Raw genomic sequence first — 23,857 nt, forward strand, 5'->3', positions numbered from 1 at the left:
ACTAATTAAGCCAGTATAATAATTTTATTGATCCATTAATGCAATCTAGACGTTTAAGATTTTTGCTCGCTTTTTATTGACTAAATTTTGCGATGTATTACTCTTTTCTTACCATCGCCATGGAAGTTTTACACGTCGGTGATTTAAACATGTCACTGAAAAAGTACTACGTACAATAAAATGGAGCACAGAATGAAATTTTTAATCGCCATAAGCACTATCACCCTTTTGTTAGTTACATATCAAGCAAACGCCAGAGATTCTAAGTATATGTACCCAATTAAAGAGGCATTTGAGTCGGGGCAATTTCAAAATAGACTAGATCCAAACATCAAATTTTATTGGGGAGAGCAAAAGCCAACTCAAAAAATTGAACGTTCCTTTGGTAAATATACAAGTAACAAAAAAACCAATGCGTTTAATAAAAGCGACCGTGAAGCATGTGAATGGGTGCTGCTATCTGCACTACTTTCCCTTGAAGAGCGTGCCAAGCGAGAAGGTGGTAATGCAGTAATAAATATCGCCAGTTATTACAAGAAAAATACAGTCGTTAGTGAAACAAACTACGAATGCCATGCAGGTACATTTATCGCAGGCGTAGCGTTGAACGGAGAAGTCGTTAAACTTGCTGAATAAGCTAACGATATCCCCTAGCCTTCAATTGTGGGAAACGACTATTGAAGGCCCTACCATTGAATCCGCTCTCGGTATACAAGAGCACTTTAGTCAATCTGAATATCAACAATTTTCGAACATTAAAAGCCCGAAGCGAGCAAACGAATACCTTGTGAGTCGGTGGTTAATACGACAAGCATTGTCTCAGACCTTTAATGTTAATAATGACTATTGGGAGATTGAAGATTACCCTAAATCGCTCCCGCATATAAAAAACATGCCCATACCACTTTTTTATAGCCTATCTCATAGTAAAGAGAGGGTCAGTTTTGCCATATCTGAAAATAGAGTAGGCCTCGACTTAGAAAAAGTTGTTGTCAAAAAAAAGTTAGTCCCTCTGGCGGAGCAGTTTATGCACTCAGATGAAATACAAGAATTAATTTCTAAAGATGCGCACGAACAACTGCGTTATTTCTATTTCATTTGGAGTGCAAAAGAAGCTTATTACAAGATGTTGCGAAAGAACGAGCAAGTAGGCCATGTATTTAGTGAGTATATGATTACGCCGCTTGTGCTAAATAATAAGAATTTGTCCATACATGACTTGAGCAATGACAGCTTTGCTAAAATTGTTATCCAATATGCAATTTAGTCAATACAAGTGAAAATGGTTTAGAGCTAGATTTTAAAGTGTCATAGATTTCGTTAATCATACACATCGTCGCTATATTGCCATTGCCGAATACTTTGAAAGTCGTATCGTATTGCCTAGTGATTGATACCAATCATTGTATACCAAGTCGAAGCTACTCAACTCAACACGACCAAAATCACGCTCCCTATTTTCTTGGCAGAATTTTAGTAGCTGAGGACAATTATTTATTTCATTGCTAAATCGTACAACCGTGCTGTGCGCTGTCGTAAGTTTATATCTCGTATCAAACGTATAGTGCAGCCCAGCATCACGGAAATTGTTACGCAGACTATCTCTTAATTCATTTAACCTGTCTTTATCTGAGTATCCTTGAATGACAATACAAGAAGGTGATGCACTAATACCTTTAAATTGAATTGTTATTGGCTCCGCAGTTCTCATGGACTCTTGAAAGACTTCCATATATCTGTTTTCATCAATGCTAGATAGTGTAAAGCCATCAACGCATGAAATGATGGATAAGATTGTCAGATGAATTTCGTTTACCGGTTGAACATATAGACTCGGTTCAATCTCTTTGATTTCTTCGGTGAAGGCGCAAATTTTCTCAGTGGTTTTGAGGGAGTTTTCATTCAAATATGAGAGTGCCGTAATCCCTCTACGTAAATCTCTACTAGAATTAATATTCTTATCTATTTCATATTGATTGCTTACAATAGATTTTTCAAATCGCTCCCACATCTCGTCATAAATTGCTTGGATCATAGTATTTCTCTGCTAAATACGGCGCGTATCACGTATTTCATGAGTGACGCTTGTGCCTACCCTTACCTTTATAATCGTTGACTGACGTGTGAGCGTCTAGTTGAGCTACAACTGGAACAGCAGCACCTTTCGCATATTTAATCGCAAAGCCGCGCATGTATGAATAGTTGTCCATTGCCGGTGACAATTGTGACCCAAGAGCGCTTACATTCTGTCGTTAGGTGCCATTGTCAACTTGAATATTCCACCACTTTGGTTTTTTAGACACGTACGAATGCGCCACAGGTTTTAACTCCTTGCGATTTGGCGAGTCAAATGACCCCAGCACCAAGGCCACTATAGGGTCATCATCTATTGCTCCGAGTGTGCTTCCGCAAATTTCACAAAAACTCCTTGATGAATAGTCGGATGTTCGCCAAAGTCTTGGTTCACCTCCTGGCCCATTCCAAGTGACGCACTGCTTCTCAAATTCAACCCACGCTAGCGTTAACGAGCCAGAATGACGTTGGCAAAGTTTGCACGAGCAAGTATGAGGTTTATTTGGACTACCTGTCGCGGTATACCTAATGTTTCCGCACAAACAACCACCGTTATAAGTTTTTGTCATCTTGTTCCCTTACAATTTACGATCATTGCGCATAAGACGGCACATAGCGGGTTAGTTTATATAATGACACTTTAAACGAATGAAACTCGCAAGTAAATTTGTTCCAGCGACCTCTAGATTGCTTGCTTTAGCAACTGTTCAAACATTGCTGATTCCAGCTCTCTTGTCCATTTTCCGCCAGATGAGGTCAATAAAATTAGGCCAACGTTAGCTTCGGGTGAAAACCGGTAATTGCTCGCAAAACCATCTAAGTCGCCACCGTGGCTATAGTCTATACTTTTTGGTAATACCCTTTTAACTAGCCCGTAACCATAAGTCGTGTTTTCCCCATAAAAATCATTGGTAAGCTCTGTTAGAAAAAGGTCACTATTGTTCTTTGTGTTTTTGTACGCACTCAATTGCGCCAACATTAACCTTGATAGATCTTCAATATTGCTAAATAAACCGCCCGCTGGTGTTATTTTTCCCATTTCCCAAGGTTGAGTCGCAATAGCTCTATTGTCTTTGCGGTAAGGCGTTGCCACTCGCTGTTGTTGCGCTTTATTGAGACTGACCTTGGTGTTGTTTAAATCATAAGGTTGGCTGATGTATTTTGTCACCAATTGCGCATAACTTTGTCCACTTACACGTTCGCAAATATAGCCTAAAATGGCATAACCGGAATTAGAATAGGCAAGTTTACTGCCCGGCGGGAACTTTAATTGGATATTATCTAAACCTGCTAGTAGTTGCATTTCTGAGTAGCCGCCCAGCATAGAGTCACCATCAATACGACCATTGTTAAGGGCCCAACCTGGGATACCTGACCGATGATGAATGAGATCTTGAATCGTTATATGCTGTAATGTTTGAGCTGCTTGTGAAGAAATAGTTTCGGGTAAATAACTCACAATACGGGCATCTAATACGAGCTTGCCTTCATCAACCAAGTGCTTAACTACAATACCGGTAAACATTTTGGTTAATGAACCTATTTGAAACATGGTTTCATTATCAATCGCAATGTGCGTTTTTCTATTTTGTTTGCCAAACCCTGTAATATTAACCACTTTACCATCGCGAATAATGGCAACCGCTAATGCAGGAATGTTATTGTCGCGCACGGCCTTTTCAGCCACATTCAATAAGTCAGAATTTAAGCTGCCACTATTATTGAGAGATAGATGACCCGCGCAAGCACCGGAACCTATTTTTTTATATTTTCCAATAGAGTATTTAGTAGGTTTGGAAATTTCATATTGAGTTCTTTTAGGCGTAAGAGATTAAAATGCTCTTTACCCTCAACAGTTGTTTCAATTATGCCCGCTTCTCTAAGAATTTTAAAATGATGCGACATACTTGATTTAGGCCTATCTACACCGAGCTCACCACAAGTCATAGGCCGGGAACTTTCTTTAAGCTGACGAACAATATCAATACGCGTTGAATCTGAAAAAGCATACATGATGTCTACTAGTTCAATTTGCTCAATTAAAGGATGCTTTATATTTCTCATATTTTTTATTTTAACTTATCTCTTGAACAAGTTCTATTGTTCGATTATATTCGAACAATAGAACTTAATAAAAGAGTATAAAGCATGAACATAAACAAAAAAGTAGCGCTGGTTGTTGGAGATCAAGGAGTTATAGGTAAAAACTTAGTTAAACATTTATTATCATTGCCTGATTGGGAAATTGTCGGGTTGTCTAGACGCGAAGCTAACGAACATCCCAGAATTAGGCATATTGCTGTAGATTTGCTCAATCATGGCGATAGCGTAAAAAAACTAAGTGGCTTAACGCATATCACACATATTTTTTATGCCGCATTTCAAGATCGCCCCACATGGTCGGAATTAGTTGCTCCTAACCTTACAATGTTAGTTAATGTCGTTGAAATAATTGAAAAATCTTCGAGAAATTTAAAACACGTTAGCTTGATGCAAGGTTATAAAGTTTATGGTGCTCATCTTGGTCCATTTAAAACTCCAGCAAAAGAATCTGATCCAAATCATATGCCGCCAGAATTTAACATTGATCAACAAAACTTTTTAGAACATAAACAAGCAGGTAAAGCATGGGGCTGGTCTGCTATTCGTCCATCTGTTGTTTGTGGCTTTTCAGTAGGAAGTCCTATGAATTTAGCGATGGTAATAGCTATTTATGCCTCGATAACAAAAGAACTTGATTTACCACTTCGCTTTCCTGGGAAAGCCACGGCCTATCACAATTTGTTAGAAATGACAGATGCTTCTCTTTTAGCTAAAGCAACAGTATGGGCCGCGACGGATGAAAAATGTGAGAATCAAGCATTCAATATTAGTAATGGGGATCTCTTTAGATGGGACGATCTTTGGCCTAAAATAGCAAATTATTTTGATTTAGACGTAGCCCCTCCCCTACAAATGTCACTTAACACAGTCATGAATGACAAAGATAACGTATGGGAAAATATGGTTAAAAAATACGATCTTCACTATTCCTATGATCAAGTATCATCGTGGGGATTCGGTGATGCTGTTTTCTCGTGGGACTATGATTTTATCGCAGATGGAACAAAAGCTCGTCGCCTTGGTTTTCATGAATTTATCGAAACAGAATCTATGTTTTTTGATATTTTTGATAGTTTCAGAAATAAAAAAGTCATTCCTTAAATATCTGGAAACAACTGTTATGACATTCACATAACGCTCAAATTAGGACAGATAATAGTTGGATTATATTCCATTATCAACCTGTCCTATCTAATTTAACCAGATCAACCTATCACTGCACTACCGTTCGGCACTAGGAAACACACCAACCGAGAACAGTCGGTTAGCGTCAATATTTGAATATGTCTTGACGTTGCCATCTCGCCATCTAACAGTGAGATTTTTAATAGTGCTGACGTCAGCCAACCCGAAATGCGCGATACTTAGCGTACTTTGAGAGAAAGAAGCGCCTGCAGAACCAACAGTTTTGGTCAAGGTAAATGTGTCTGTTTCTACTGTGATTTTAGCTGCCAGTGGATCCACACCTTCATCTGAGTAACCTACACGGACAAGTAAATACTGGTTAGTATCGCCAATCGCCATCGTATTTTTAAACATGTGCCATCTGCCCTCGTCATCACCACTTAAAATGTCAATCGCACCGTCCATGTTGTAGTCAAATGCAGCGCCCATGTCACCATGTGCACCGTGTTCGAACGCATTGGCACCATGATTAAGTTCGGCGCTAAAGCTACCATCACCTTGATTGACAAATAGCGCATCAGGTAAACGAGTGTTTAATTTCCCAAATCGATAAATAAATAAGTCGGTTAAGCCGTCATTGTTGAAATCACCATGAGTTACTCCCCAATTATTGTATATTGATTCAGCGGGAAGTGTTTGGGATACATCGACAAAGCGACCGCCCTCATTTTTAAGCAGGATGTCTGGCACATTGTTGTAGTCAACTGGCGCCCAACGAGGTAGAACTTCAGACACTCCCTCGACTGAGCCTCGCATATCCCACGCTAAGTTGCCAAATAACTTCCATTCTAAACGCCATTTTCCATCACCTAAATAGCCTAAAAACCAGCCAAACTCTTCTATTTCTTCGGGAAACCCTGCAGCGTCTGAAGGAGAAAACTGCCTTTCTATTTCAACACTATCAAAACGCACCTTCTCGGCTCCGACATAGAGTGGCATCGGATCTTTTTGCTTCCAAGGAAAATGACCAAAATCCAATAGTTTGATATTGCCGCCTGCAACAAACTCTATACCGTCATGTCCATTTCGGCCCGAATCACGTAAGTCGAATCGTTTTTTATCGGGTGTGAAATCAAGCGCGTTATTCGCTATTTTAGAATAAACTTTGCCTCGGGCAAGATACAAGTCGATATCACCATCGTTATCAATATCAGGCGCCGCCGCTGCCAGAATCAATTCAGCATGTCGGTGCTCGGGGGGCAATACTTCGTTGCTTACGTCAGTAAAAGTAAAGTCATTATTGCCCTGCCAAATAGACAAAGGTGAAAACAGAATTACATCTATAATGTCATCGTTGTTGTAGTCTGTAAGTAATGCTCTTTCAGCGTTAGCATGTTCAAAATTCGGGCTCTTTCGGTATTGAAACTTACCATCGCCGATATTCTCGAACACGACATTGCGAGGTTTTTCTCGGTTTACAAACTGAATAGCGTTGATCTCGAAAAAATCTAAATCACCGTCAGAATCAAGATCAACCCATTTGACCGAGCGCCCTCTAGCGCCGTAATCCTCTATTCCTGAGTTTTTGGTGATATCGATAAATGTTCCATTTTGATTAAGAAAGAGATGTGGTGGTTTGGGTTGAGTGCCAGTGCCGCCGCCAACCGATACAAGTAAATCCATATCTCCATCTAGGTCCAGGTCACCCGGAGCCATACCATGAACATCCGCTTTTTTGAAGAAATTTTCTTTGTCGAACGTATAGTCTGCATTGCCCCAAAATAAATGAGGAGCATTTGTGTCGTGGTCAGTGAGTAATAAATCGTAGAATCCATCATGATTCATGTCGGCAACCGCCGGACCGCCGTACTTCATCCCTGAAGGGGTAGCGAGACCAACTTCATCTGTTACATTTTCGAACTGCGTTTGTGTCTCAGTTACTGATGTATTGCTTGCGCTTTGGCACCCAGACAAAATAAACAATGTGATTGGGAAAATAACGCTGTACTTGCTTACTTGAAAAGACATAGACAATTCCATTAATTTAAAACAGTGTTAACGTATTGTGTTGAGTGTAGGGAAATAACACATTTATTTGCTTAACATTCTGAGCACAAGTAAAATGTTAGTTGCTTTAAATATACTCTACTTCATTTCAGCATCACTTTGGGACAGGTTCGTCACTCTTTCGATGTGATTGCGACGAACAGCAACGGTCTATTTTTCTATTGACAATGAGTTATCGTTTTCACCAATAAATTCAATTGAGAAACCTTTACCGTTTTCTCCTGAAACAAAGACAGTAATACTTTTCTCTTTGTTCAATTGATATCTAATCTTCTTAGGGAAATCATGTAGTGAGTTTTCGAATATCGCAGATTTAGCTGAGCAACTTGTTAATTTGAAAGCAATGGGTAAATCATTACTAGCAACTTTGGCTAAATAAAAAACCTCTCCGGACATTTCAACCAAACGTAAAGTTTCCGAACTTACGGTTTTATTTTTTTTGATTGAATACGTAAAACCAGAGCCTTCAAATGTTTTTCCACTTAGTCGTTTCCACGACTCATTAATTTTCAATTTGCTGTTTTCAGAATTCCAATTACCGACAAGCCAATTCAATGATTCGATCGTATTACAGTCCTTCGCTTGAACCGATGATTGAAAAACTAAACACAGTAACACCAAACTTAAAACTTTCGACATGGCACTAAACTCCATAAAACAATTTCATTGTACGACTCTTTCAGTTCAGATGCTGCAACGAGAATCGCGATTGTATCTAAAATTTATTGATAACGTTCTGGCCAAGAATCTTTATCAATAGATCACTTACAATCAAGTAACTCTTCAATTGTATACATAGAAAAATCTGGTTTGTTAAAAAAGCCCCCTTGCAGATAACGTTCAAAGCAAAGGCACGCCGACAGGCGAGTCCTGCTGGCTTTTCTTGTTAGCTAATGGGTCAATTTCAACAAAGTTTTCATTTGCCCAAACTTTTATCGGTGGCAAGCCAATCTCACTTCGACGTATATCAACGTTTTCGGGATCAAATATTTGGTAAAACATCTTCTTTCCGTTTTCCCTGATAATAGCCATCCCGTATATCTGTGAGCTTCCAGTATTCCGCGCTATCCTATCCGTTAGCTCAGCGAAGTAAACAGGGTCAATTTTGTCATCCAATGTCAAATTTTTAAGATAACCTAAACACATCTTCTGAAACTCAATATCATGCGAATGTTGTGTTATCGCCCATGCAAGCCACTCACCGTCTCGACCCACCTTTGACTTCGTTGGCCAACCTATGTCAGCTATTATTTTCTTCAATTCTATTGAGTTTGACTTAATTACATTCAGCTGCTCTTTTCGACCGACAAAATTCTGATCTTTTTCCCACATTGTTTTAAGCTGGCTTCTAAGTTCGGGGTGCGTTATCTTGGCTCGACTAAGGTATCGATTTTCTTCTGTCTTTATACTTTCAATTAGATCATTCCACCTTTTGTCTTGCCTTATATTCTGCAAGCGAGAATTTCGTTCTAATCTGTGTATATCCCACATGCCTGACCTGATAGATTTATTCAGCAATTTGAATGCCTCATCGGAATTATCTAGTCTTGCTGCTAGTATCCCTGCATATAAGTATAGCTCATGATTATTGGTTCGTTTTTTATCTGCCGCTGCTGAAAGGAATTGAACAGCTTTAGCCAAGTTTCCTTCTTCTCGGTACTTCTTACCTTGGTACGCTAATTCATCCCACGACGATTCTGCTGTAGCTGTGAATGAATATAAAATAATTGAAATTACTAAAATATTAAAATGTTTCATATTCGTATCTTTTTCGTTTAGCTAACACCTTACATTAGCGGTCATTTACCGCTCTTGTGACAAATCGGTCTTCATCTTTTTGTTATCCCGCGACTAGTCATAGTCAATACGTTTTATCAACTTTTTATAAATCGCATCTTTGTCTCGCTTTCCGATAACTAAAATGTAAAAGCTCCTTATTTAGCGCTCAATCAACAACTCCTTTTTAAAGGGTAACAATTAAGTTAAGCGGCGCACGATTTGTTTTTGGAATAATGTAGTCCGGTTCCTTTTCCTTCTTTTTGAGTGGCAACATACTTTCTCCCTAGGCCCTTTTGGTCCGCAAAGCGAACCGAAATTTACTTTGATGTTATTGTTATGTGAGCCATAAAATCTATATATAAAAAATTCTACATTAGATGCAACTTCTGCGTCTTCCTGCACAAGCTGTCATTACTATTGTTTGGCTCTTTCTTTTTTAAGGTGATCAGACACAATATCATCCCTTACAAACCTGACAGATTTAATTAGCCCATTCTTAACTTGGTAAATAGTAATCGATACCTCACTATTTATATCGTAGATATTTTTTGTTTCAGTGATGACATAACTATCAGATACCAGCAGGTTCAAGAGATCTACCTTAGCCTTCCCTTTTTTAATCATTGGGGCAAATATTTTTCGGAGTCTACTTCTGCCCTTTCCGAGTAAACGGTCTGGATATACATACACTTCGACATCAGATGAGTAAGTGGATAAAAATCGATCTAAATTTCCATCATTTAGGTAAGTTATTCGATTCCGTACTACTTCTTCGGGATGAACTTCTTCACCAAAGCAAATATTCGGTATCATAATTAAACTTATAATTAACAAAATTAACTTCATTTTTTACCCCTTCGACTAAATTGCGATTTGGACACATAACCTCGTTATAAAAGGCCTGAGTTATTTTGTACTATTAAAGCACAAAACGTGCGACGCAACAGGAATTCAGACTGCTTACAGGCGATTTTTGATTGGATTGTTAGCATTTTTTCTAGAACGGTAGTCCACATATAAAACAATATCGTCATCAAAGGTACCCGATGCGTGATATTATGTGTGTAATATTCGTTTCCGTTTATATCTGAGTCGTTTCGCTTTTCAATATAACCAACGCGCTCTAGGCGAATTACAGATAGATCTACTTTGTGGGATTGCTCTTTCAAGTTATGTTTTACTTGGTATAGCAAGTGGCCTTCCGGATCGGACGTAGCAGTACCCAAAAGTTGCGCAAGGACTAAGTAATCGAAATCCTTAACATTGGCAGCATCGATATTAATCTTTGGTGGAGCGACTGCAGCGACCACCAGATAGCTCTCTAGGGAAATTAAATTCATTAATAGTTCGAATTGTCGAAATGTCTATATTCCCTCTTGAACTCTAACTGTTAAATAAACGGCAACTATACGTGCGCGACAATCGCGCAGCGGCGCGCGTGCAGTTGTCCCTTGCGAGCGCAGCGAAGTTTGATTTTGTTGTTAGAATGCCCACCCGAAAATATCCATTCATTTGTTATTTTCCTTAGACAAGCGCGCTCGTCTTATTTTAAAGACTTCGAGAATATTATAAATCGTTAAGACAAAACAAACTGCAGCTACAAATGTGCACGCGATAAATAACTGGATAATTTCTTTATAGCTTACGTATGCAAAACCCGCACAAATAACTCCTGCACTGAACTCTAAGGGTGCCATCTCATAAAAATTCTTAATATCAGTTTTGATTGGTTGGGCAAAGTGCTTAAATTTATATGACAATGCGTAACCTCCAATAGCGCTCTAACAATCTTATTAACTGTACATTTAGTAATAATAACCATAATACTCTTTTGCTTCGTTGCAAACGTAAACTTACCGTCAAGCCAGTCAACGAATATTAGCGCATCACATTGGACAAGATACACAAGGGGAAGGCTTACTCGCTCAAGAAGAAAAGCATAAGCAAACCCTAGATGACACCGCACAGCGCATTGAAGCCTTCTTAGAGGATGACGCCAACCGGGAACGCTTTGGCACAAACAAAAGGCCAATTAAAAGTAATATCACCAAGAATAAAAAGATGGATTACTTTACCTGACGAGGCAAAACTAAAGTCGATGCACAGTGGCTGATGTATTGTTTAGTGCATAATATTGAAAAGCTGAGAGACCATGTTGTCTAGGAAGAAAACACGCATAATCCAACGAAAATTCACTTCGTCAAATTCTTATTTTTCAGTCGTCAATCGCATGTAATTGAACAAATCCGTTGAACCCAACATATGTCACTCTAAAGATCCGCGTCCTCAAATAATGAAAAGCGCACTTAAACTCCACAAAATAAGTTTGAAAATGATTAATTCTATAGTCTCAACGCCCGCTTTAACGGTGAAAATTGCTCGTGTTTTTGTCCGTCTTCAACTTTTTGTTATCCATTAACTTGACTTATTCATTACGGTTACCATAATTAGGTATATATTGGTATAAAAGGTAGCGTTATGGCTAAAAATACAAGTATAACTTTAGGTGACCATTTCGATGGTTTTATATCAAATCAAGTCCAAACTGGTCGATATGGATCTGTTAGTGAAGTTGTTCGAACTGCATTACGACTATTAGAAACACAAGAAACTAAATTAAACGCTCTGCGTCAAGCCTTGCAAGAAGGTGAGCAAAGTGGCATTGCTGAGTACAATCTGGATTCACTAATTTCAGAATTAGATGATGAATTTGGTAAGTGAATCAATTCAAATTATCTGTTATAGCAAAGCAAGACCTAAAAAATATTGCCGTTTACACTCAGTCGAAATGGGGAGCTGAGCAACGTAATATTTATCTAACTCAATTTGACCAAGTATTTCAATTACTTGCAAACAAACCATCTATAGGTAGGCCTTGTGACGATATCGCAAAAGACTATTTCAAATATCCCCAAGATAGCCATGTGATTTTCTTCAAAAAGATCAATTCTAGCAATATTCTGATTGTAAGAATTTTGCATAGAAGGATGGACTACAGATCTAACCTGCATGTATAACGCTTAACATAAGGGGCGACTATCTTGCTGCTTATACTTGGGCGAAGCCCCAAGCAGCAAGTAGTTGTCCCAGTGAGGGTACCGAACAACTTGATGTTCTTGATACTCATTGAGCCTCCTCCTAATTAGCATAAACAGAGTTTATCCTAATAGGCGACTAAACCAACGGAGAAAACTCAATGAATTTCTATACTAATACACATCCCTACTATTGTGGAATCGATTTACACACTCGCCTACTTTATGTCTGCATTATTGACAATGAAAACAACGTGCTTGTGCATGAGAAAATAAATGATTCGCCCGAAAAACTCATAAGGCTGCTACAACCATATCTTGGGGCGGTAGTGGTCGGTGTTGAGTGCATGCACTGTTGGTATTGGGTAAGTGACTTCTGTCAAGAGAATGGTATTGATTTCATCCTTGGCCACGCACTTTACATGAAAGCCATTCATGCAGGTAAAACTAAGAATGATAGAATCGATGCCCTTAAAATCGCTAAACTCATTCGCGGAGGTAACTTCCCTCTTGCCCATGCTTACCCCAAAGAGCATCGTTCTATCAGAGATGCATTAAGAAGGCGCACTCACATCATGCGCATGAGTGCTCAACTCAAGGCACATGTGTCCAGTACCGTCAGTCAATATAATCTACCTGCGCCTGAAACACGATTAAACCTGCAAAACTCACCTGCGAGGCAGCATATGCACCACTTCTTTCCTGACGAAGCGGTGCAAAAGAGTATGGACTTAAATCTCAACATCATCAATACCATGGTGCATGAAATGTATAAAATCGAGCATTACGTGAAGCTCAAAGCCCAATATCACAAGGGTAGCGACTTCCATATTCTAAAGTCCTTTCCTGGCATTGGTAAAATACTTGCGCTCACTATTTTATACGAAGTGGGTGATATACAACGCTTCGGCCGTGTTCAGCAATTTGCGTCTTATGCTCGACTAGTTAAATGTAAAGCAGAGTCGGCGGGTAAAACCTACGGTACTCAAGGCAACAAAATAGGGAATGGGCATTCAGCGAAGCCGCCGTTCTGTACTTAAAAGGCAACGATAATGCTAAGCGTTACCTTGAAACTCTCCAAAAACGCATGAGCAAAGCCAAAGCGCTATCCGCTTTGGCACATAAAATAGGACGCTGCGTTTATTTCATGCTTAAGAACCAACAGGTATTTGATGAAGACAAGTTTTTAAACGGGTAAGCCGCGCAATGGCATGAGCTTCATCGTCTAACTGGGAAATGGCGAGTACCTTGTTATCGCACATCAATCTGCCTTTAGCTGCTTCGATAACTATACCACGCAAGCCTTAACCAAGTCGCTTTGATTAGACATGCCATTGTCGCGCAACATCGCCTTTTATCAGATTTTGCTTACACCTTCGCTGAGCCCGACACTAACTGGATCTAAAAACCATGTAACTTTGAATAGGACAGATGAAGGTTAACCGATGAATGTCTAGTGACCCAATAATGCATAGGGAGATGCAAGATATTGGCAGCAGATATGCGTAAGACGATCCTCTATATGTGTTTGACGTAAGCAACCTGCTTAACATCGATCATGACAGACGAAGTAAACAAACCTGATACTAGGAATCAGATTGATCTTGAAAAAGTGATCAAAGGGTATTCTTTTGTTATTGACAGGCTGGAGGCTCATATGTGTTAGGCATGCTATTGCGATACCTCAATAACTTACCATGCTCCTTAACAAGTTCTCGAGCCTTCATTTCTTGGGACAACCAAACAAATTCAAAAAGCAATATGGGTGTCCCCATGATAAGGCCGAATAGCATAGATTGCTCAATTAAAGCATTAACCTTTGAGGATAAAATTATTGCACTCAAGAAGAAAAAGCACATCATGATAAATGAAATGTAGTGCGCATTTGCGCTTGAGATTAAATATGTAACTTCCATAGGATTCTGTCGTTTAGCACGCAATACCATAAGCTTTTTCAACTTTCTACTTCTATTTTTTACTTTCGTTAATTTAACGAGAAAATTAAATGATTTGTAGACAAGTATCGTGGCCAGCCCAAAAGTAATTCCACTTATCCACTTGCTAGGGTAATACAGGTCACCCAATAATTGTTCCATAACTAAATACTTCCTTAAAATGCCTAACATCTATGGACGCCTCCCATTAAGCAAGCGATTTTTTGCAATTTCAAATAAAGATTACTCTCATCTATTCGGATTATTTATCAGCTTTTTACGCTGTATCCCTGATGAAATTCGCAGACTGAATACTTATCAACTTATCGCTATCTTATTAGCTATGTTAGGAACAGTTTTATTCAGCCTAGATTTTATCTTATTTGTCATCACTTTAATTTGCCTGCGTAACCTCGGCCTGTTTTAAAAAATTACATCTACCTTATCAGGTGAATGTCATCATAATCTACTTTCTTATGCATTACCGCCCATACAATGCGAGCAATTTTGTTGGCGACTGCTACTATCACTTTATTTTTATGGGCACGACTTAATAACCTTCGGATCCAACTACTGATCGGTCTTCTAGGGTTTAGGTGCCTTACCATCGCACGTGCACCATGGATCAGCAGGGTTCGCAGATAAACATCACCTCGTTTACTTATGCCATACAGTTGTTGCTTACCCCCACTAGAGTGTTGTCTAGGGACTAAACCGAGCCAAGCAGCTAGTTGTCTGCCATTTTTAAAAGAAGACACATTCCCAACGGTAGCAACCAATGCAGATGCCGTCAGCGTACCTACACCAGGTATTTTCATCAATCTTTCATAATTTTCGTCTTCAACACTATGACGCGATATTTCTTGCTCTAGTTCGTTTATCTCGTTGTCTAAAAGCCTTAACCTTTTAGATAAACGCATTGAATGGCACCGCACGGATGCCGGCAACATCTCTTCAAAGGCACCAGAGCGAATGAAGTTGCCCATGGCCTTGCTTTATGACAGTGGTATAAGGCTAATAGAATCCATTCATTTACGTTGCCAAGGTGTTGATTTTATTCGCAAAAGCCAGGTGCTATCACTTATCCTATTGCACGTAAACCTTGCAAATACCTGCTCTTTTTATGCTCAGTTACATTATCCAATTTTCGGTACGTAAAGCGTCTACACGCATGAATTCTTTCAAGTTATTACTCACGAGAATCAGCCCTTCACTACGAGTATGAGCAGCGATGTGTAAGTCATTCACGCCGATAACTTGACCCTTTTTTTCTAAACCTGCGCGAATAGAACCGTAATGTGCGGCGGCTTTTTCACTGTAACTTAGTACGTCCAAACGAGAGCAAAAATCCTCTACGGTACGAAGATTGCGTTCAACAAATTCACTTTTTTCAGCACCATGAATCAATTCAGCCAATGTTATTGACGAAATAGCTAATTGACCTGAATGTTCGTTAAATTTGCTCAGTACTTCCAAGGGTTTTCGTTTGATCACGTAAATACAGATGTTGGTATCGAGCATGTACTTCAGCATTAAAAAGATTCTCTATCTTGCTGCTTTTGCGATGCACGCTCAGTCATAAAGTCCTCAGATACGCCTTCTGACGACATAAAAAAGCTATCCCAAACATTATCTACAGGGGATAATACACGTTCATTCCCAACGACTCTTACGACTACCTTTTTAACGCTTTCAGGGAAACGCGTTTCTGCTGGAAGTCTAACCGCTTGCGTTCTATTGTTTACAAAAACAGTACCTTTTTGCAGCATGAAAACCTCTTGATAAATTGCTATATACAAATTGTATATACAAGATAAGGATATAGCAAATGTATATAGCTACTCTGACCTTATGCTTAGCTTAATCAATTAGCTCCCAAGAAATAGGCGTGCCAACACTTAAGGCGCTTTTCGCTGTTTTACCCATAACCGAATCATAATGCTTGGGTGCTAATCCATAACCCGGTCGAATCACCTTTACATTGTTTGGTGTAAGCATTTCGCCCGCGGTAATTGATTCACTCACGTATAACGAACGCCTAAATTGTTTCGATTTCTGCTCATTGTCAGTCCCCCCAAAATGCACCTGCCCGAGCGCATCAAAGGCGCGCTTACATTCTTCACTTAGCAGAGAGAATTCTTGCGGTTCAAGCGAAAAATCAGCGTCGACGCCACCGGCGCTTCGATCCAACACAAAATGTTTTTCAATCACGCAGGCACCTAAAGCCACACTCGCCACCGACACGCCTATGCCTTTAGTATGATCAGACAAGCCGACTGCACAACCAAATGTTGCCTCAATGGCGGGAATGGTAAGTAAATTAGTATCCGTCGCCTCCGCAGGATAGGTGCTTGTACATTTTAACAAAATAATATCTTCACACCCTGCACTACGCGCGGTGTTTACGGCCAGCTCAATCTCGCTCAAACTTGCCATGCCGGTCGACATAATCATTGGCTTACCGGTACTCGCCACTTTTCGAACCAATGGCACGTCGGTAAGTTCGAACGAGGCAACTTTATAGCATGGCACATTTAAGCGCTCTAAAAAGTCGACGGCGCTAGCGTCAAACGGCGAACTAAAGGCCAGCATGCCCAAGGCTTTAGCGCGTTCAAAAATAACGGTATGCCAATCGTAAGGGGTACTTGCTTTCTCATACAAAGCATATAGATTTTCGCCGCACCACAGGCTGTTTTTGTCTTCGATAACAAAGCCTTTCGCTTTTGTATTCAAGGTCATTGTATCTGCTGTGTAGGTTTGTAGCTTTATTGCATCTGCACCCGCTTTTGCGGCTTCATCCACTAAGGCAAGTGCCGTCTCTAGACTTTGATTGTGGTTACCACTGAGCTCTGCAATTATAAAAGGCGCTTGGCCATCGCCGATTAATTTATGCCCTATGCTGATAGGTTTTGCCGGTCTAGTTGGCTTTATCATCGGCGTTAGTGTCTTACTCATAAAATTTGTCCTTGCCTTGTCCTTACCCTTAACAAAAACACGTCCACTTAACCTGCGTTTTCGCTGTGCGCCGGCATACTAGACATTAAGGCTTTGTGTAAAAATTCAGCTTGTATCCAGTCTTCGCTCGTATCAATGTCTTGCACTAAATAACGCGGCAAATTCATTGGCACCGAACGCTCGGTAAATACAGGCGCCTTTGCCAGCCAAGTATTGCCGCCGGCAAAATAAAACTGCCCCGCATCATGAAACACCTCACTTAAATCTTGCGAGCGTGTTTGCATACATTCAGGAAACAACATACTTAACTTACCATCATTTATCGTAAACCCACGTTGCACTGGGAACGCAAAGCCCGTAGCACTGAAAATATAAGCCAAGGATGCATCTGCTGCTTTCATCTCCTTAAACATACTCGCCGCGCGACTCAAATACGCCGCCTGTAATAAGGGAGCTGTTGCATACAAACAGCAAACTAGCGATAGTAAGTCTTTAGTATCTTCGCGTACCGTTAATTGTTGCAGTGCATCTTGCATCACGTCCCCCGTGGTGGCGTAATCATCCGCTAAAGTACTGTTCGAGCGGCGGAGAATATCGTCTGCGCCATACTGCATGGCGGTATTCGCAATCGCATCATCGTCGGTCGACACAAACACGCGCGTAAAGGCACGAGAGGCTTTTGCCGCCGCTAAAGAATAGGCAATCAAGGGCTTGCCATTAAAGTCCTTAATATTTTTTTTAGGTATACGCTTACTGCCGCCCCGCGCAGGGATAATCGCAATGCTCACAGCCGACTATTGCCTCTGTCATCCGTTCTCCGGTATCGATTACGCAGGCACATAAGCTTACTTGCCCTGTTTGGCTGGTAGGTATTTACGCAAAGCCATCGTGAGTGTATTTACCACTGTTTTTTGTGCGTCATCGCTTAACCCCACATATAAAGGCAAGGTAATCGCGCCTTCATAAAAATGCTCAGCATTGGCAAACATTGCCTTGCTAAATCCTAAGCTTTGGTAATACGGGTGCCAATGAATGGGAATGTAATGCACATTCACACCAACATCATGCGCGCGTAATTCATCAAAAATAGCTTGTCTTGCCTCGGCGGGAACTTCAATCATATACAAATGCCAAGCAGACGTGTCTGCGCCAGTGCGCGTTGGTAAACGAATGTCATAGGAATTAGGTAACTCACGCAGCAACGCATCATATTGCTCGGCCAATGCTCGGCGCTCTGCAATAAAACTGTCTACACGCTTTAGTTGGCTGATGCCCAAGGCCGCTTGTAAATCACTTAAGCGATAATTATAGCCAAGGGCAAGTTGTTGATAATACCAAGCGCCTTGATCATGCCGTGTTTGCCATTCTGCGCGGCGTGTTATGCCATGTTTCGCGTACAGTTCACATTGCTTTGCCAAGGCGTCATCATTAGTGAGTACAGCACCACCCTCGGCAGTCGTGATTGACTTTACCGGGTGAAAACTAAGTACCGCTAAATCAGAATATTCACAACAGCCAATGGGTTTGCCATTGTAAGTCCCGCCTAAACCATGTGCCGCATCTTCAATAATCGCAACATTGTGTGCTTGGCAAAGTTTGCTGATACGCTGCATATCGCAACTCAAACCGGAAAAATGCACGACGACAATGGCCTTTGGTAATCTGTTTTGTGCGTTAGCGCCTTGTAATTTTGCGGCCAATATCTCAGGGCAAATATTACGAGTAATAGGATCGATATCCACAAAATCGACATCCGCGCCGCAATACAAGGCACAATTTGCCGATGCGGCGAACGAGTTCGGCGAGGTCCAGACTATATCGCCTTTACCAATGCCCAAGGCCAAACAAGCCACGTGTAAGCCTGAGGTGCCAGAGTTAACCGCAACACAATAAGTAGCTGATGTATAGTCACAAAGTGCCTGCTCGAATGCTGGCACTCTATCCCCTTGGGTCAAAAATTTATTCGCAAGCACATCTACAACACTGGCAATGTCATCATCGTTTATGTTGTGCTTACCATAGGGGATCATTCTGTTTCTTTATCCAATGCTTTTAGTTCGTCTACACTTAAAAAATGCGGGTTAGTGCCTGAGTGGTACTCAAACTTTTCACTCACAGAACGCCCTGTTTCTAAGAGCTTATTTTGCTGATAATTCACATTAGTATCAAAAAAGGTTATCGCAGGGGTGATCACAAAGTGATCATCAAATTCTACCGAATGATGCGCCATTTCTTCCGGCACCATAATTTCATGCAGCTTTTCACCTGGGCGAATACCCACACACTCGTGCTCTCGCGTACCGCTCATGGCTTCAACTAAATCGAGTATGTGAATAGAGGGGATTTTAGGCACAAAAATCTCTCCTCCTTGCATACGTGCAAAGTTTTTCACCACAAACGACACACCATCATCTAAGGTAATCCAAAAGCGTGTCATTTCGGTGTGCGTTACTGGGAGTTGCGTTACGCCGTCCGCAATCAGTTTACGGAAAAACGGTACCACCGACCCGCGCGAGCCCACGACATTGCCATAGCGTACCACCGCAAAACGCGGCCCATGTGCGCCGGCAATGTTATTTGCCGCAACAAACAACTTATCAGACGCTAGCTTAGTCGCACCGTACAAGTTGACTGGATTCGCCGCTTTGTCGGTAGACAAGGCAATCACTTTAGACACATCGTTAGCAATGCACGCATCAATTACGTTTTGTGCGCCGTTAATGTTTGTTTTAATACACTCATTGGGGTTGTATTCTGCCGCAGGCACTTGTTTTAATGCCGCCGCATGCACCACGAAATCAACGTTTTTTGTTGCAGTTAATAAGCGTTCTTTGTCTCGCACGTCACCCAAAAAATATCGCAGTGATGGGTGGTTAAACTGCTGTTGCATCTCAAATTGCTTTAATTCGTCACGCGAAAACACAATTAAACGAGACGGCTTATAGTGCGCGAGTATGTGCGAAATAAATCGCTTACCAAACGACCCTGTGCCGCCCGTTAACAAAATGCTTTTATTATCAAACACGCTTTTGTAGCTCCTCTAAGCGTTCGGTGACTTGACTGACATTCACTGAATAATAACCATAGTCCGATAAATCGCCAGAATAAAGGGGACGATTTATCAAGACGCCTCTGTTGTCATAGCAATCAAGAACTGTGCCGCTTTCGATTTCTTTTCTGCTAACAGCCACAAAGTGTTTAAATAACAATACATTGCTAGTGCTATTGAGCGTTTGCGTTAACTCGCTAAACACTGGAAAGTGGTTTGGATGTTTTTCATCTGACGAGCGGGTGCGAATATACGGCGTCATGTTAAATCGTGGTTTTATTGCCATGCCGCAATACTGCGCACGCTGCGCGAAGCGCGCAAGTATTTCGTGCCCCACAAGTTGAGGATCTGGCAATGCCAGTTGCCCTTGTTTAAACAAGGGTAATGCGTCTTTTAGGTGTAAAAGGGATAAATAATCGTAGTATAAACATGATAGGCCTTGAGACCTTTGGCAACGCGCAAGTAATACCGAAAACAAACGAGGACTAGACGTCAAAATTAGTGCGGTACTTGTCACTATGTCTGTAAATGCGTCAAACAACTGGCTCATTTCATCTTCTGACTGAATCACAATAATTGCGTTATTTAAATCAGGCGTGTCGATTTCATCGGCAAACCTAAACATAGATTGTAACGCGCATTCATGCTCATCAGCGGTTCGAATGGACACCGTTTGCTCCGCCTTTTCTTGCGTTAGCTGAATTAACAAGCGTAGTTGATGATCAAAACTAAACAAAATTGGTCTATCTGCCATGTTAGCGTCGACATTTGCGCTCTGCAGCCTGTTGATATGTATTTCTTCACGCAATTCGGGGAACGCGACACTTATATCAAATACCGGTGCGGGGAGTTCAAATAAAGATTTTGCCCGCAAGAGTAAATCACGCCAAGCGGCTAATATAAAATTTGCAGAAGCGAGCACTTTAGCGTCTTCTTGCTGCGAAATTACCTTTCCTAATGCCGCTAAAAAACAGCTTTTTGTAGAAGAAAACAAGACGTGAAAAAAGATTTCACCGGCTTGTGAGTCAAACAGTTTGTCACTTGTATAGCTAACGATTAAATCCTCAATCTCGTTTGTTTTAACAAAGTCTGTAGGTAAGGTGTTAATGAGAGAACTTAGCACATCAGAAAAGTTTTCTGGCTCAAAGCGCTGACTAAACGCATCGATGAATGCGGGCGCGATTGGCAAAAAACATTGCCTAAATGCCGCTAAGGCTTTTTCTTTTTGCTCGGCACTTTTCACAATAAACACATCGTCCACCGGCAGCGGAATGGTTTTCTCTACTTTTGCACCATCTGAGCAGTTATAGCAATCAACTGCAAATTGATCGGTTAACTGCTCAAGCATGGTTTTAGACAGTCTAAATTCAAACTTTGTATATACTTGCGGGCAAAAATTACCCGGTACCACTAGCGACTGTTGCTCTTCGTTGTTACTTGCACGTTTAAATAGCGATTTACCTTTATTGTAGTAACCAGAGGCTTTACTGTGATGCACGTCAGGGTCTTTAAACCCTAAATCCACACCAAATAGATAAATCTCGCCAAACCCTGCATGACAAAACAGACTCAATGCAAAGTTAGCGACCGTTGGATAGGCAGCCTGCAAGGATCTGAAAGGAAAGTCTTCTAACAAGAACTTACTGATTGAGGTTGACGCCTCTCCGTTTTTGAACGCTAACAAGGTGTCTTTAAACAAGGCTGTGTTATCGGGATGAATGCCATCAACACTGATGAGCGTAATATTTTTTAAATACGCGCTGTCATCCACCCTCGATATCCAGTCAAAATTTGCACGATACAACTCAATTTCTGCATGAAAATCCGGTGTAATACCATGAGAGTGAAGTGTTTTAAGCGCAGTACCACAACTCACGACGATGGCTTCACCGCTGCACGCTTTAATTTGTTCAACGCATTGATCTAGCGATGGGCCATTGCCTACAATAAAGACAGGGTGCTGTGCATATGCACCTTTATGCTCATCTATGGTCTTACTCAAATAAGGAATTTGTGCTTCCACCGAATACTTAAAGTGAGATAAGCCATAAAAAGAATGATCAAAATTATCCGAAATCGCAAATAAGGTACTCAATGTGTTACGCAATTCCACCAACTTTTCCTGAATTTGCGCACTCTCGTAACCTTGCAACATGTAAGAGTTGGTAATTAAATGATTGCCAATCAGGGCAAATTGATAGGTGTACTGCGAAATCAAATTGGCATCTAGCTGACCAATATTCAAATAAATATGATGTTCGTTTTCATCAATATGGGTAAAAATACTTGCCCAGTCCGACACTAATAAGGACCAGTAAAAAAACTCGGGGTTCGGCTCGTTCAACAATACATTTTGCACGGTATGTGCACCAAACATCGCCTCGGGCAAATAACCGTTACCAATACCGAATAATATCAATACAGGTATTTCATCTGGCAGTTGTGACTTTTCTTCCGCCTGCGCGGCTAATACCGCACCGCATTCGTTGTAAAACTGATTAAAATAAAAGTGATTCAGCTTGTTACCCGCGTACCCCATAATCAATGACTCCCGATTAGGGAATCGCGAAAACTCTTCGACTTGCGCATTGGCAGCATCTTTCGCATTTGGTGAGTACAAACACAAATGAATACGATTAAACAGGCTAATTTGTTTGCTATATTTATGCTGTACCGGCAACCAAATATTCGGCTCGTAGGTAGCAAATACCTCATGTAAATCAGGGTAGTATTTTTTTAACGCCGCGAGGTTTTGCGTTAAAGCCTCACTGCCATTTTCTAGTGTTTCCCACTCACTCAAATCGCAGGCATTCGTCCAAAAAGGTGTATTTGATAAATAGCGATTAGCACTCGTGTCGACTTGCTTTGGGTTACGCAACAAGCGCATTATTTCATTAAAGGTTTCGGTGCGGGTATGCTGAAATACCAATACGTCCGATACCTTACGGCCCTGACTCGCGAGATGTTGTCTTAACTCCTCCAAGTCATCCTGAAGAGAGCTTCCGTCATGAGGCACCTGCATAAAAATCATCGCGCCATCGTCGTGTAAACGAGTCAAAAAACCTTGCCAGTCAAAACTAATCGCCGAACAATACAGCTGATGCAAGTCGGTTTCATACACAATAATTTGCGTTGGTCTTAAGCGTTCATATAGCAGCGCAAGATGTTCACCTTTACCTAAACCAAGAATGGCAAGCGTATCAATGTGCTCTGCCTTCGCTTCAATCTTACTTATGTAATTAGTCGCGGAGTCAAGGGTAGCCGCGTCATCCAATGTTAAATAACTTATGTGTTCATCATACTTCAGGTATGCAGCATGTAATGCCCAATGTTCCACTTGCTGTTTAATTTGTGCATCTACATCGAGCGGATACAGCACTTTTCCAGTAGAAAAATTGACGATATTCTGTTTAGCATGTTTATTTAAAAATACACTGGTCGTTTTTGGCGAAAAACGCCGAAGAAATGCCGCTAAATTTGGCAAAAACTTATCAAAGGCCACTAAGCTCCATTGTAAATTTTGCTGTAACGCCTCACCATGCGACGCTTCTATTGATTGTTGTACCTCTTCATCATCATGGAGGTGATACCGAATATAATCTAACATTTAATCTCACTGAGTGTATTTAAGCATATCTATGCATGTATAAAAGCGCGTGTTTGTTGGCCTAACTGTTTTACTGACACCGCAAATCGCAATTGCCTCAAGGCCTGCGATATATCACAAATACCGCCGA

Annotated in this window: 24 protein-coding genes and 2 pseudogenes; 7 read left to right on the forward strand and 19 right to left on the reverse strand. The window is 40.8% G+C overall.

All coding sequences use genetic code 11. The annotated features are described in order from the left end of the window. Positions 1-192 precede the first annotated feature (192 nt). Together QQK00_RS08455 and QQK00_RS08460 are read left to right on the forward strand one after the other, a co-directional pair. The gene (locus QQK00_RS08455) at positions 193-636 is read left to right on the forward strand and encodes an excinuclease ATPase subunit (RefSeq protein ID WP_284217036.1); all 444 of its coding nucleotides are present in this window, start codon (positions 193-195) and stop codon (positions 634-636) included. After that, positions 626-1,267, forward strand: a complete 642-nt coding sequence (locus QQK00_RS08460; RefSeq protein ID WP_284217037.1) for a 4'-phosphopantetheinyl transferase family protein — start codon at positions 626-628, stop codon at positions 1,265-1,267. Before QQK00_RS08455 ends, QQK00_RS08460 begins: the two co-directional genes overlap by 11 nt. Positions 1,268-1,339: 72 nt before the next feature. Here the strand turns inward: QQK00_RS08460 and QQK00_RS08465 are convergent, their stop codons facing one another. The 4 genes from QQK00_RS08465 to QQK00_RS08480 form a co-directional block, all read right to left on the reverse strand. Next, complete coding sequence (locus tag QQK00_RS08465) at positions 1,340-2,035, reverse strand: 2'-5' RNA ligase family protein (RefSeq protein ID WP_284217038.1); 696 nt, start codon at positions 2,033-2,035, stop codon at positions 1,340-1,342. A 217-nt stretch (positions 2,036-2,252) separates the two neighbouring features. Then, a complete protein-coding gene (locus tag QQK00_RS08470) occupies positions 2,253-2,642 on the reverse strand; it encodes a GFA family protein (protein ID WP_284217039.1) in 390 nt (129 codons plus the stop codon). 113 nt (positions 2,643-2,755) lie between these two features. Beyond that, positions 2,756-3,745 carry a serine hydrolase domain-containing protein gene (locus tag QQK00_RS08475; protein WP_348521149.1) on the reverse strand — a complete coding sequence of 330 codons (990 nt, stop codon included), beginning with the start codon at positions 3,743-3,745 and terminating at the stop codon, positions 2,756-2,758. Between the two features lie 83 nt (positions 3,746-3,828). Further along, positions 3,829-4,137: an ArsR/SmtB family transcription factor gene (locus tag QQK00_RS08480; protein WP_284217041.1), complete on the reverse strand. Its 309-nt coding sequence runs from the start codon at positions 4,135-4,137 to the stop codon at positions 3,829-3,831. An 84-nt stretch (positions 4,138-4,221) separates the two neighbouring features. Between QQK00_RS08480 and QQK00_RS08485 the strand changes: the two genes are divergently transcribed. Beyond that, positions 4,222-5,277, forward strand: a complete 1,056-nt coding sequence (locus QQK00_RS08485; protein WP_284217042.1) for an SDR family oxidoreductase — start codon at positions 4,222-4,224, stop codon at positions 5,275-5,277. 120 nt (positions 5,278-5,397) lie between these two features. On the opposite strand, the gene QQK00_RS08490 is transcribed toward QQK00_RS08485, so the two are convergent. The 5 genes from QQK00_RS08490 to QQK00_RS08510 form a co-directional block, all read right to left on the reverse strand. After that, the gene (locus QQK00_RS08490; protein WP_284217043.1) at positions 5,398-7,329 is read right to left on the reverse strand and encodes a CRTAC1 family protein; all 1,932 of its coding nucleotides are present in this window, start codon (positions 7,327-7,329) and stop codon (positions 5,398-5,400) included. Positions 7,330-7,518: 189 nt separating this feature from the next. Beyond that, entirely contained in the window at positions 7,519-8,007 is a 489-nt protein-coding gene (locus tag QQK00_RS08495) for a DUF6265 family protein (RefSeq protein ID WP_284217044.1), read from the reverse strand. A gap of 201 nt (positions 8,008-8,208) precedes the next feature. Then, a complete protein-coding gene (locus QQK00_RS08500; RefSeq protein ID WP_284217045.1) occupies positions 8,209-9,126 on the reverse strand; it encodes a DUF6624 domain-containing protein in 918 nt (305 codons plus the stop codon). Between the two features lie 435 nt (positions 9,127-9,561). Next, positions 9,562-9,960 carry a hypothetical protein gene (locus tag QQK00_RS08505; RefSeq protein ID WP_284217046.1) on the reverse strand — a complete coding sequence of 133 codons (399 nt, stop codon included), beginning with the start codon at positions 9,958-9,960 and terminating at the stop codon, positions 9,562-9,564. 77 nt (positions 9,961-10,037) lie between these two features. Further along, complete coding sequence (locus QQK00_RS08510; RefSeq protein ID WP_284217047.1) at positions 10,038-10,487, reverse strand: hypothetical protein; 450 nt, start codon at positions 10,485-10,487, stop codon at positions 10,038-10,040. A gap of 688 nt (positions 10,488-11,175) precedes the next feature. On the opposite strand from QQK00_RS08510, the pseudogene QQK00_RS20515 reads away from it, so the two are divergent. The 4 genes and pseudogenes from QQK00_RS20515 to QQK00_RS08525 all read left to right on the forward strand — a co-directional run. Continuing rightward, a pseudogene (locus QQK00_RS20515) lies at positions 11,176-11,310 on the forward strand (transposase); the annotation flags it as partial. 315 nt (positions 11,311-11,625) lie between these two features. Continuing rightward, entirely contained in the window at positions 11,626-11,868 is a 243-nt protein-coding gene (locus tag QQK00_RS08515; RefSeq protein WP_284217048.1) for a type II toxin-antitoxin system ParD family antitoxin, read from the forward strand. Further along, a complete protein-coding gene (locus QQK00_RS08520; protein WP_284217049.1) occupies positions 11,865-12,164 on the forward strand; it encodes a type II toxin-antitoxin system RelE/ParE family toxin in 300 nt (99 codons plus the stop codon). The genes QQK00_RS08515 and QQK00_RS08520 overlap by 4 nt, the downstream gene beginning before the upstream one ends. A 179-nt stretch (positions 12,165-12,343) precedes the next feature. Next, positions 12,344-13,380 (forward strand): annotated as a pseudogene (locus QQK00_RS08525) (IS110 family RNA-guided transposase). Here the strand turns inward: QQK00_RS08525 and QQK00_RS08530 are convergent. From QQK00_RS08530 to QQK00_RS08575, 10 genes are all read right to left on the reverse strand, one after another. Then, entirely contained in the window at positions 13,334-13,483 is a 150-nt protein-coding gene (locus tag QQK00_RS08530) for a hypothetical protein (RefSeq protein WP_284217601.1), read from the reverse strand. The pseudogene QQK00_RS08525 and the gene QQK00_RS08530 overlap by 47 nt on opposite strands. A 333-nt stretch (positions 13,484-13,816) precedes the next feature. After that, positions 13,817-14,278: a hypothetical protein gene (locus tag QQK00_RS08535; RefSeq protein ID WP_284217050.1), complete on the reverse strand. Its 462-nt coding sequence runs from the start codon at positions 14,276-14,278 to the stop codon at positions 13,817-13,819. 275 nt (positions 14,279-14,553) lie between these two features. Next, complete coding sequence (locus QQK00_RS08540) at positions 14,554-15,102, reverse strand: IS110 family RNA-guided transposase (RefSeq protein WP_284217051.1); 549 nt, start codon at positions 15,100-15,102, stop codon at positions 14,554-14,556. 145 nt (positions 15,103-15,247) lie between these two features. Beyond that, complete coding sequence (vapC, locus tag QQK00_RS08545) at positions 15,248-15,649, reverse strand: type II toxin-antitoxin system tRNA(fMet)-specific endonuclease VapC (RefSeq protein ID WP_284217052.1); 402 nt, start codon at positions 15,647-15,649, stop codon at positions 15,248-15,250. Further along, positions 15,649-15,885, reverse strand: a complete 237-nt coding sequence (gene vapB, locus QQK00_RS08550; protein WP_284217053.1) for a type II toxin-antitoxin system VapB family antitoxin — start codon at positions 15,883-15,885, stop codon at positions 15,649-15,651. Before vapB ends, vapC begins: the two co-directional genes overlap by 1 nt. Positions 15,886-15,976: 91 nt before the next feature. Further along, positions 15,977-17,071, reverse strand: a complete 1,095-nt coding sequence (pseI, locus tag QQK00_RS08555) for a pseudaminic acid synthase (protein WP_284217054.1) — start codon at positions 17,069-17,071, stop codon at positions 15,977-15,979. Positions 17,072-17,118: 47 nt separating this feature from the next. Beyond that, complete coding sequence (gene pseF, locus QQK00_RS08560; RefSeq protein ID WP_284217055.1) at positions 17,119-17,859, reverse strand: pseudaminic acid cytidylyltransferase; 741 nt, start codon at positions 17,857-17,859, stop codon at positions 17,119-17,121. A 57-nt stretch (positions 17,860-17,916) separates the two neighbouring features. Continuing rightward, positions 17,917-19,101, reverse strand: coding sequence for a UDP-4-amino-4,6-dideoxy-N-acetyl-beta-L-altrosamine transaminase (gene pseC / locus QQK00_RS08565; RefSeq protein ID WP_284217056.1), 1,185 nt, complete (start codon positions 19,099-19,101; stop codon positions 17,917-17,919). Continuing rightward, entirely contained in the window at positions 19,098-20,096 is a 999-nt protein-coding gene (gene pseB, locus QQK00_RS08570; protein ID WP_284217057.1) for a UDP-N-acetylglucosamine 4,6-dehydratase (inverting), read from the reverse strand. Before pseB ends, pseC begins: the two co-directional genes overlap by 4 nt. After that, positions 20,089-23,727, reverse strand: coding sequence for a motility associated factor glycosyltransferase family protein (locus QQK00_RS08575; protein WP_284217058.1), 3,639 nt, complete (start codon positions 23,725-23,727; stop codon positions 20,089-20,091). The genes pseB and QQK00_RS08575 overlap by 8 nt, the downstream gene beginning before the upstream one ends. Positions 23,728-23,857 lie beyond the last annotated feature (130 nt).

Source organism: Agaribacter marinus (assembly GCF_030160655.1).
Taxonomy (GTDB): domain Bacteria; phylum Pseudomonadota; class Gammaproteobacteria; order Enterobacterales; family Alteromonadaceae; genus Glaciecola; species Glaciecola marina.

Bases quoted from the DNA above. Each gene is read 5' to 3' on its own strand.
- QQK00_RS08455 (WP_284217036.1), top strand. From the start codon at position 193: ATGAAATTTTTAATCGCCATAAGCACTATCACCCTTTTGTTAGTTACA.
- QQK00_RS08515 (WP_284217048.1), top strand. From the start codon at position 11,626: ATGGCTAAAAATACAAGTATAACTTTAGGTGACCATTTCGATGGTTTT.
- QQK00_RS08505 (WP_284217046.1), bottom strand. From the start codon at position 9,960: ATGATACCGAATATTTGCTTTGGTGAAGAAGTTCATCCCGAAGAAGTA.
- pseC (WP_284217056.1), bottom strand. From the start codon at position 19,101: ATGATCCCCTATGGTAAGCACAACATAAACGATGATGACATTGCCAGT.
- QQK00_RS08470 (WP_284217039.1), bottom strand. From the start codon at position 2,642: ATGACAAAAACTTATAACGGTGGTTGTTTGTGCGGAAACATTAGGTAT.
- QQK00_RS08480 (WP_284217041.1), bottom strand. From the start codon at position 4,137: ATGAGAAATATAAAGCATCCTTTAATTGAGCAAATTGAACTAGTAGAC.
- QQK00_RS08490 (WP_284217043.1), bottom strand. From the start codon at position 7,329: ATGTCTTTTCAAGTAAGCAAGTACAGCGTTATTTTCCCAATCACATTG.
- QQK00_RS08510 (WP_284217047.1), bottom strand. From the start codon at position 10,487: ATGAATTTAATTTCCCTAGAGAGCTATCTGGTGGTCGCTGCAGTCGCT.
- vapB (WP_284217053.1), bottom strand. From the start codon at position 15,885: ATGCTGCAAAAAGGTACTGTTTTTGTAAACAATAGAACGCAAGCGGTT.
- QQK00_RS08535 (WP_284217050.1), bottom strand. From the start codon at position 14,278: ATGGAACAATTATTGGGTGACCTGTATTACCCTAGCAAGTGGATAAGT.
- QQK00_RS08500 (WP_284217045.1), bottom strand. From the start codon at position 9,126: ATGAAACATTTTAATATTTTAGTAATTTCAATTATTTTATATTCATTC.
- QQK00_RS08495 (WP_284217044.1), bottom strand. From the start codon at position 8,007: ATGTCGAAAGTTTTAAGTTTGGTGTTACTGTGTTTAGTTTTTCAATCA.
- QQK00_RS08485 (WP_284217042.1), top strand. From the start codon at position 4,222: ATGAACATAAACAAAAAAGTAGCGCTGGTTGTTGGAGATCAAGGAGTT.
- pseI (WP_284217054.1), bottom strand. From the start codon at position 17,071: ATGAGTAAGACACTAACGCCGATGATAAAGCCAACTAGACCGGCAAAA.
- QQK00_RS08465 (WP_284217038.1), bottom strand. From the start codon at position 2,035: ATGATCCAAGCAATTTATGACGAGATGTGGGAGCGATTTGAAAAATCT.
- vapC (WP_284217052.1), bottom strand. From the start codon at position 15,649: ATGCTGAAGTACATGCTCGATACCAACATCTGTATTTACGTGATCAAA.
- QQK00_RS08575 (WP_284217058.1), bottom strand. From the start codon at position 23,727: ATGTTAGATTATATTCGGTATCACCTCCATGATGATGAAGAGGTACAA.
- QQK00_RS08540 (WP_284217051.1), bottom strand. From the start codon at position 15,102: ATGGGCAACTTCATTCGCTCTGGTGCCTTTGAAGAGATGTTGCCGGCA.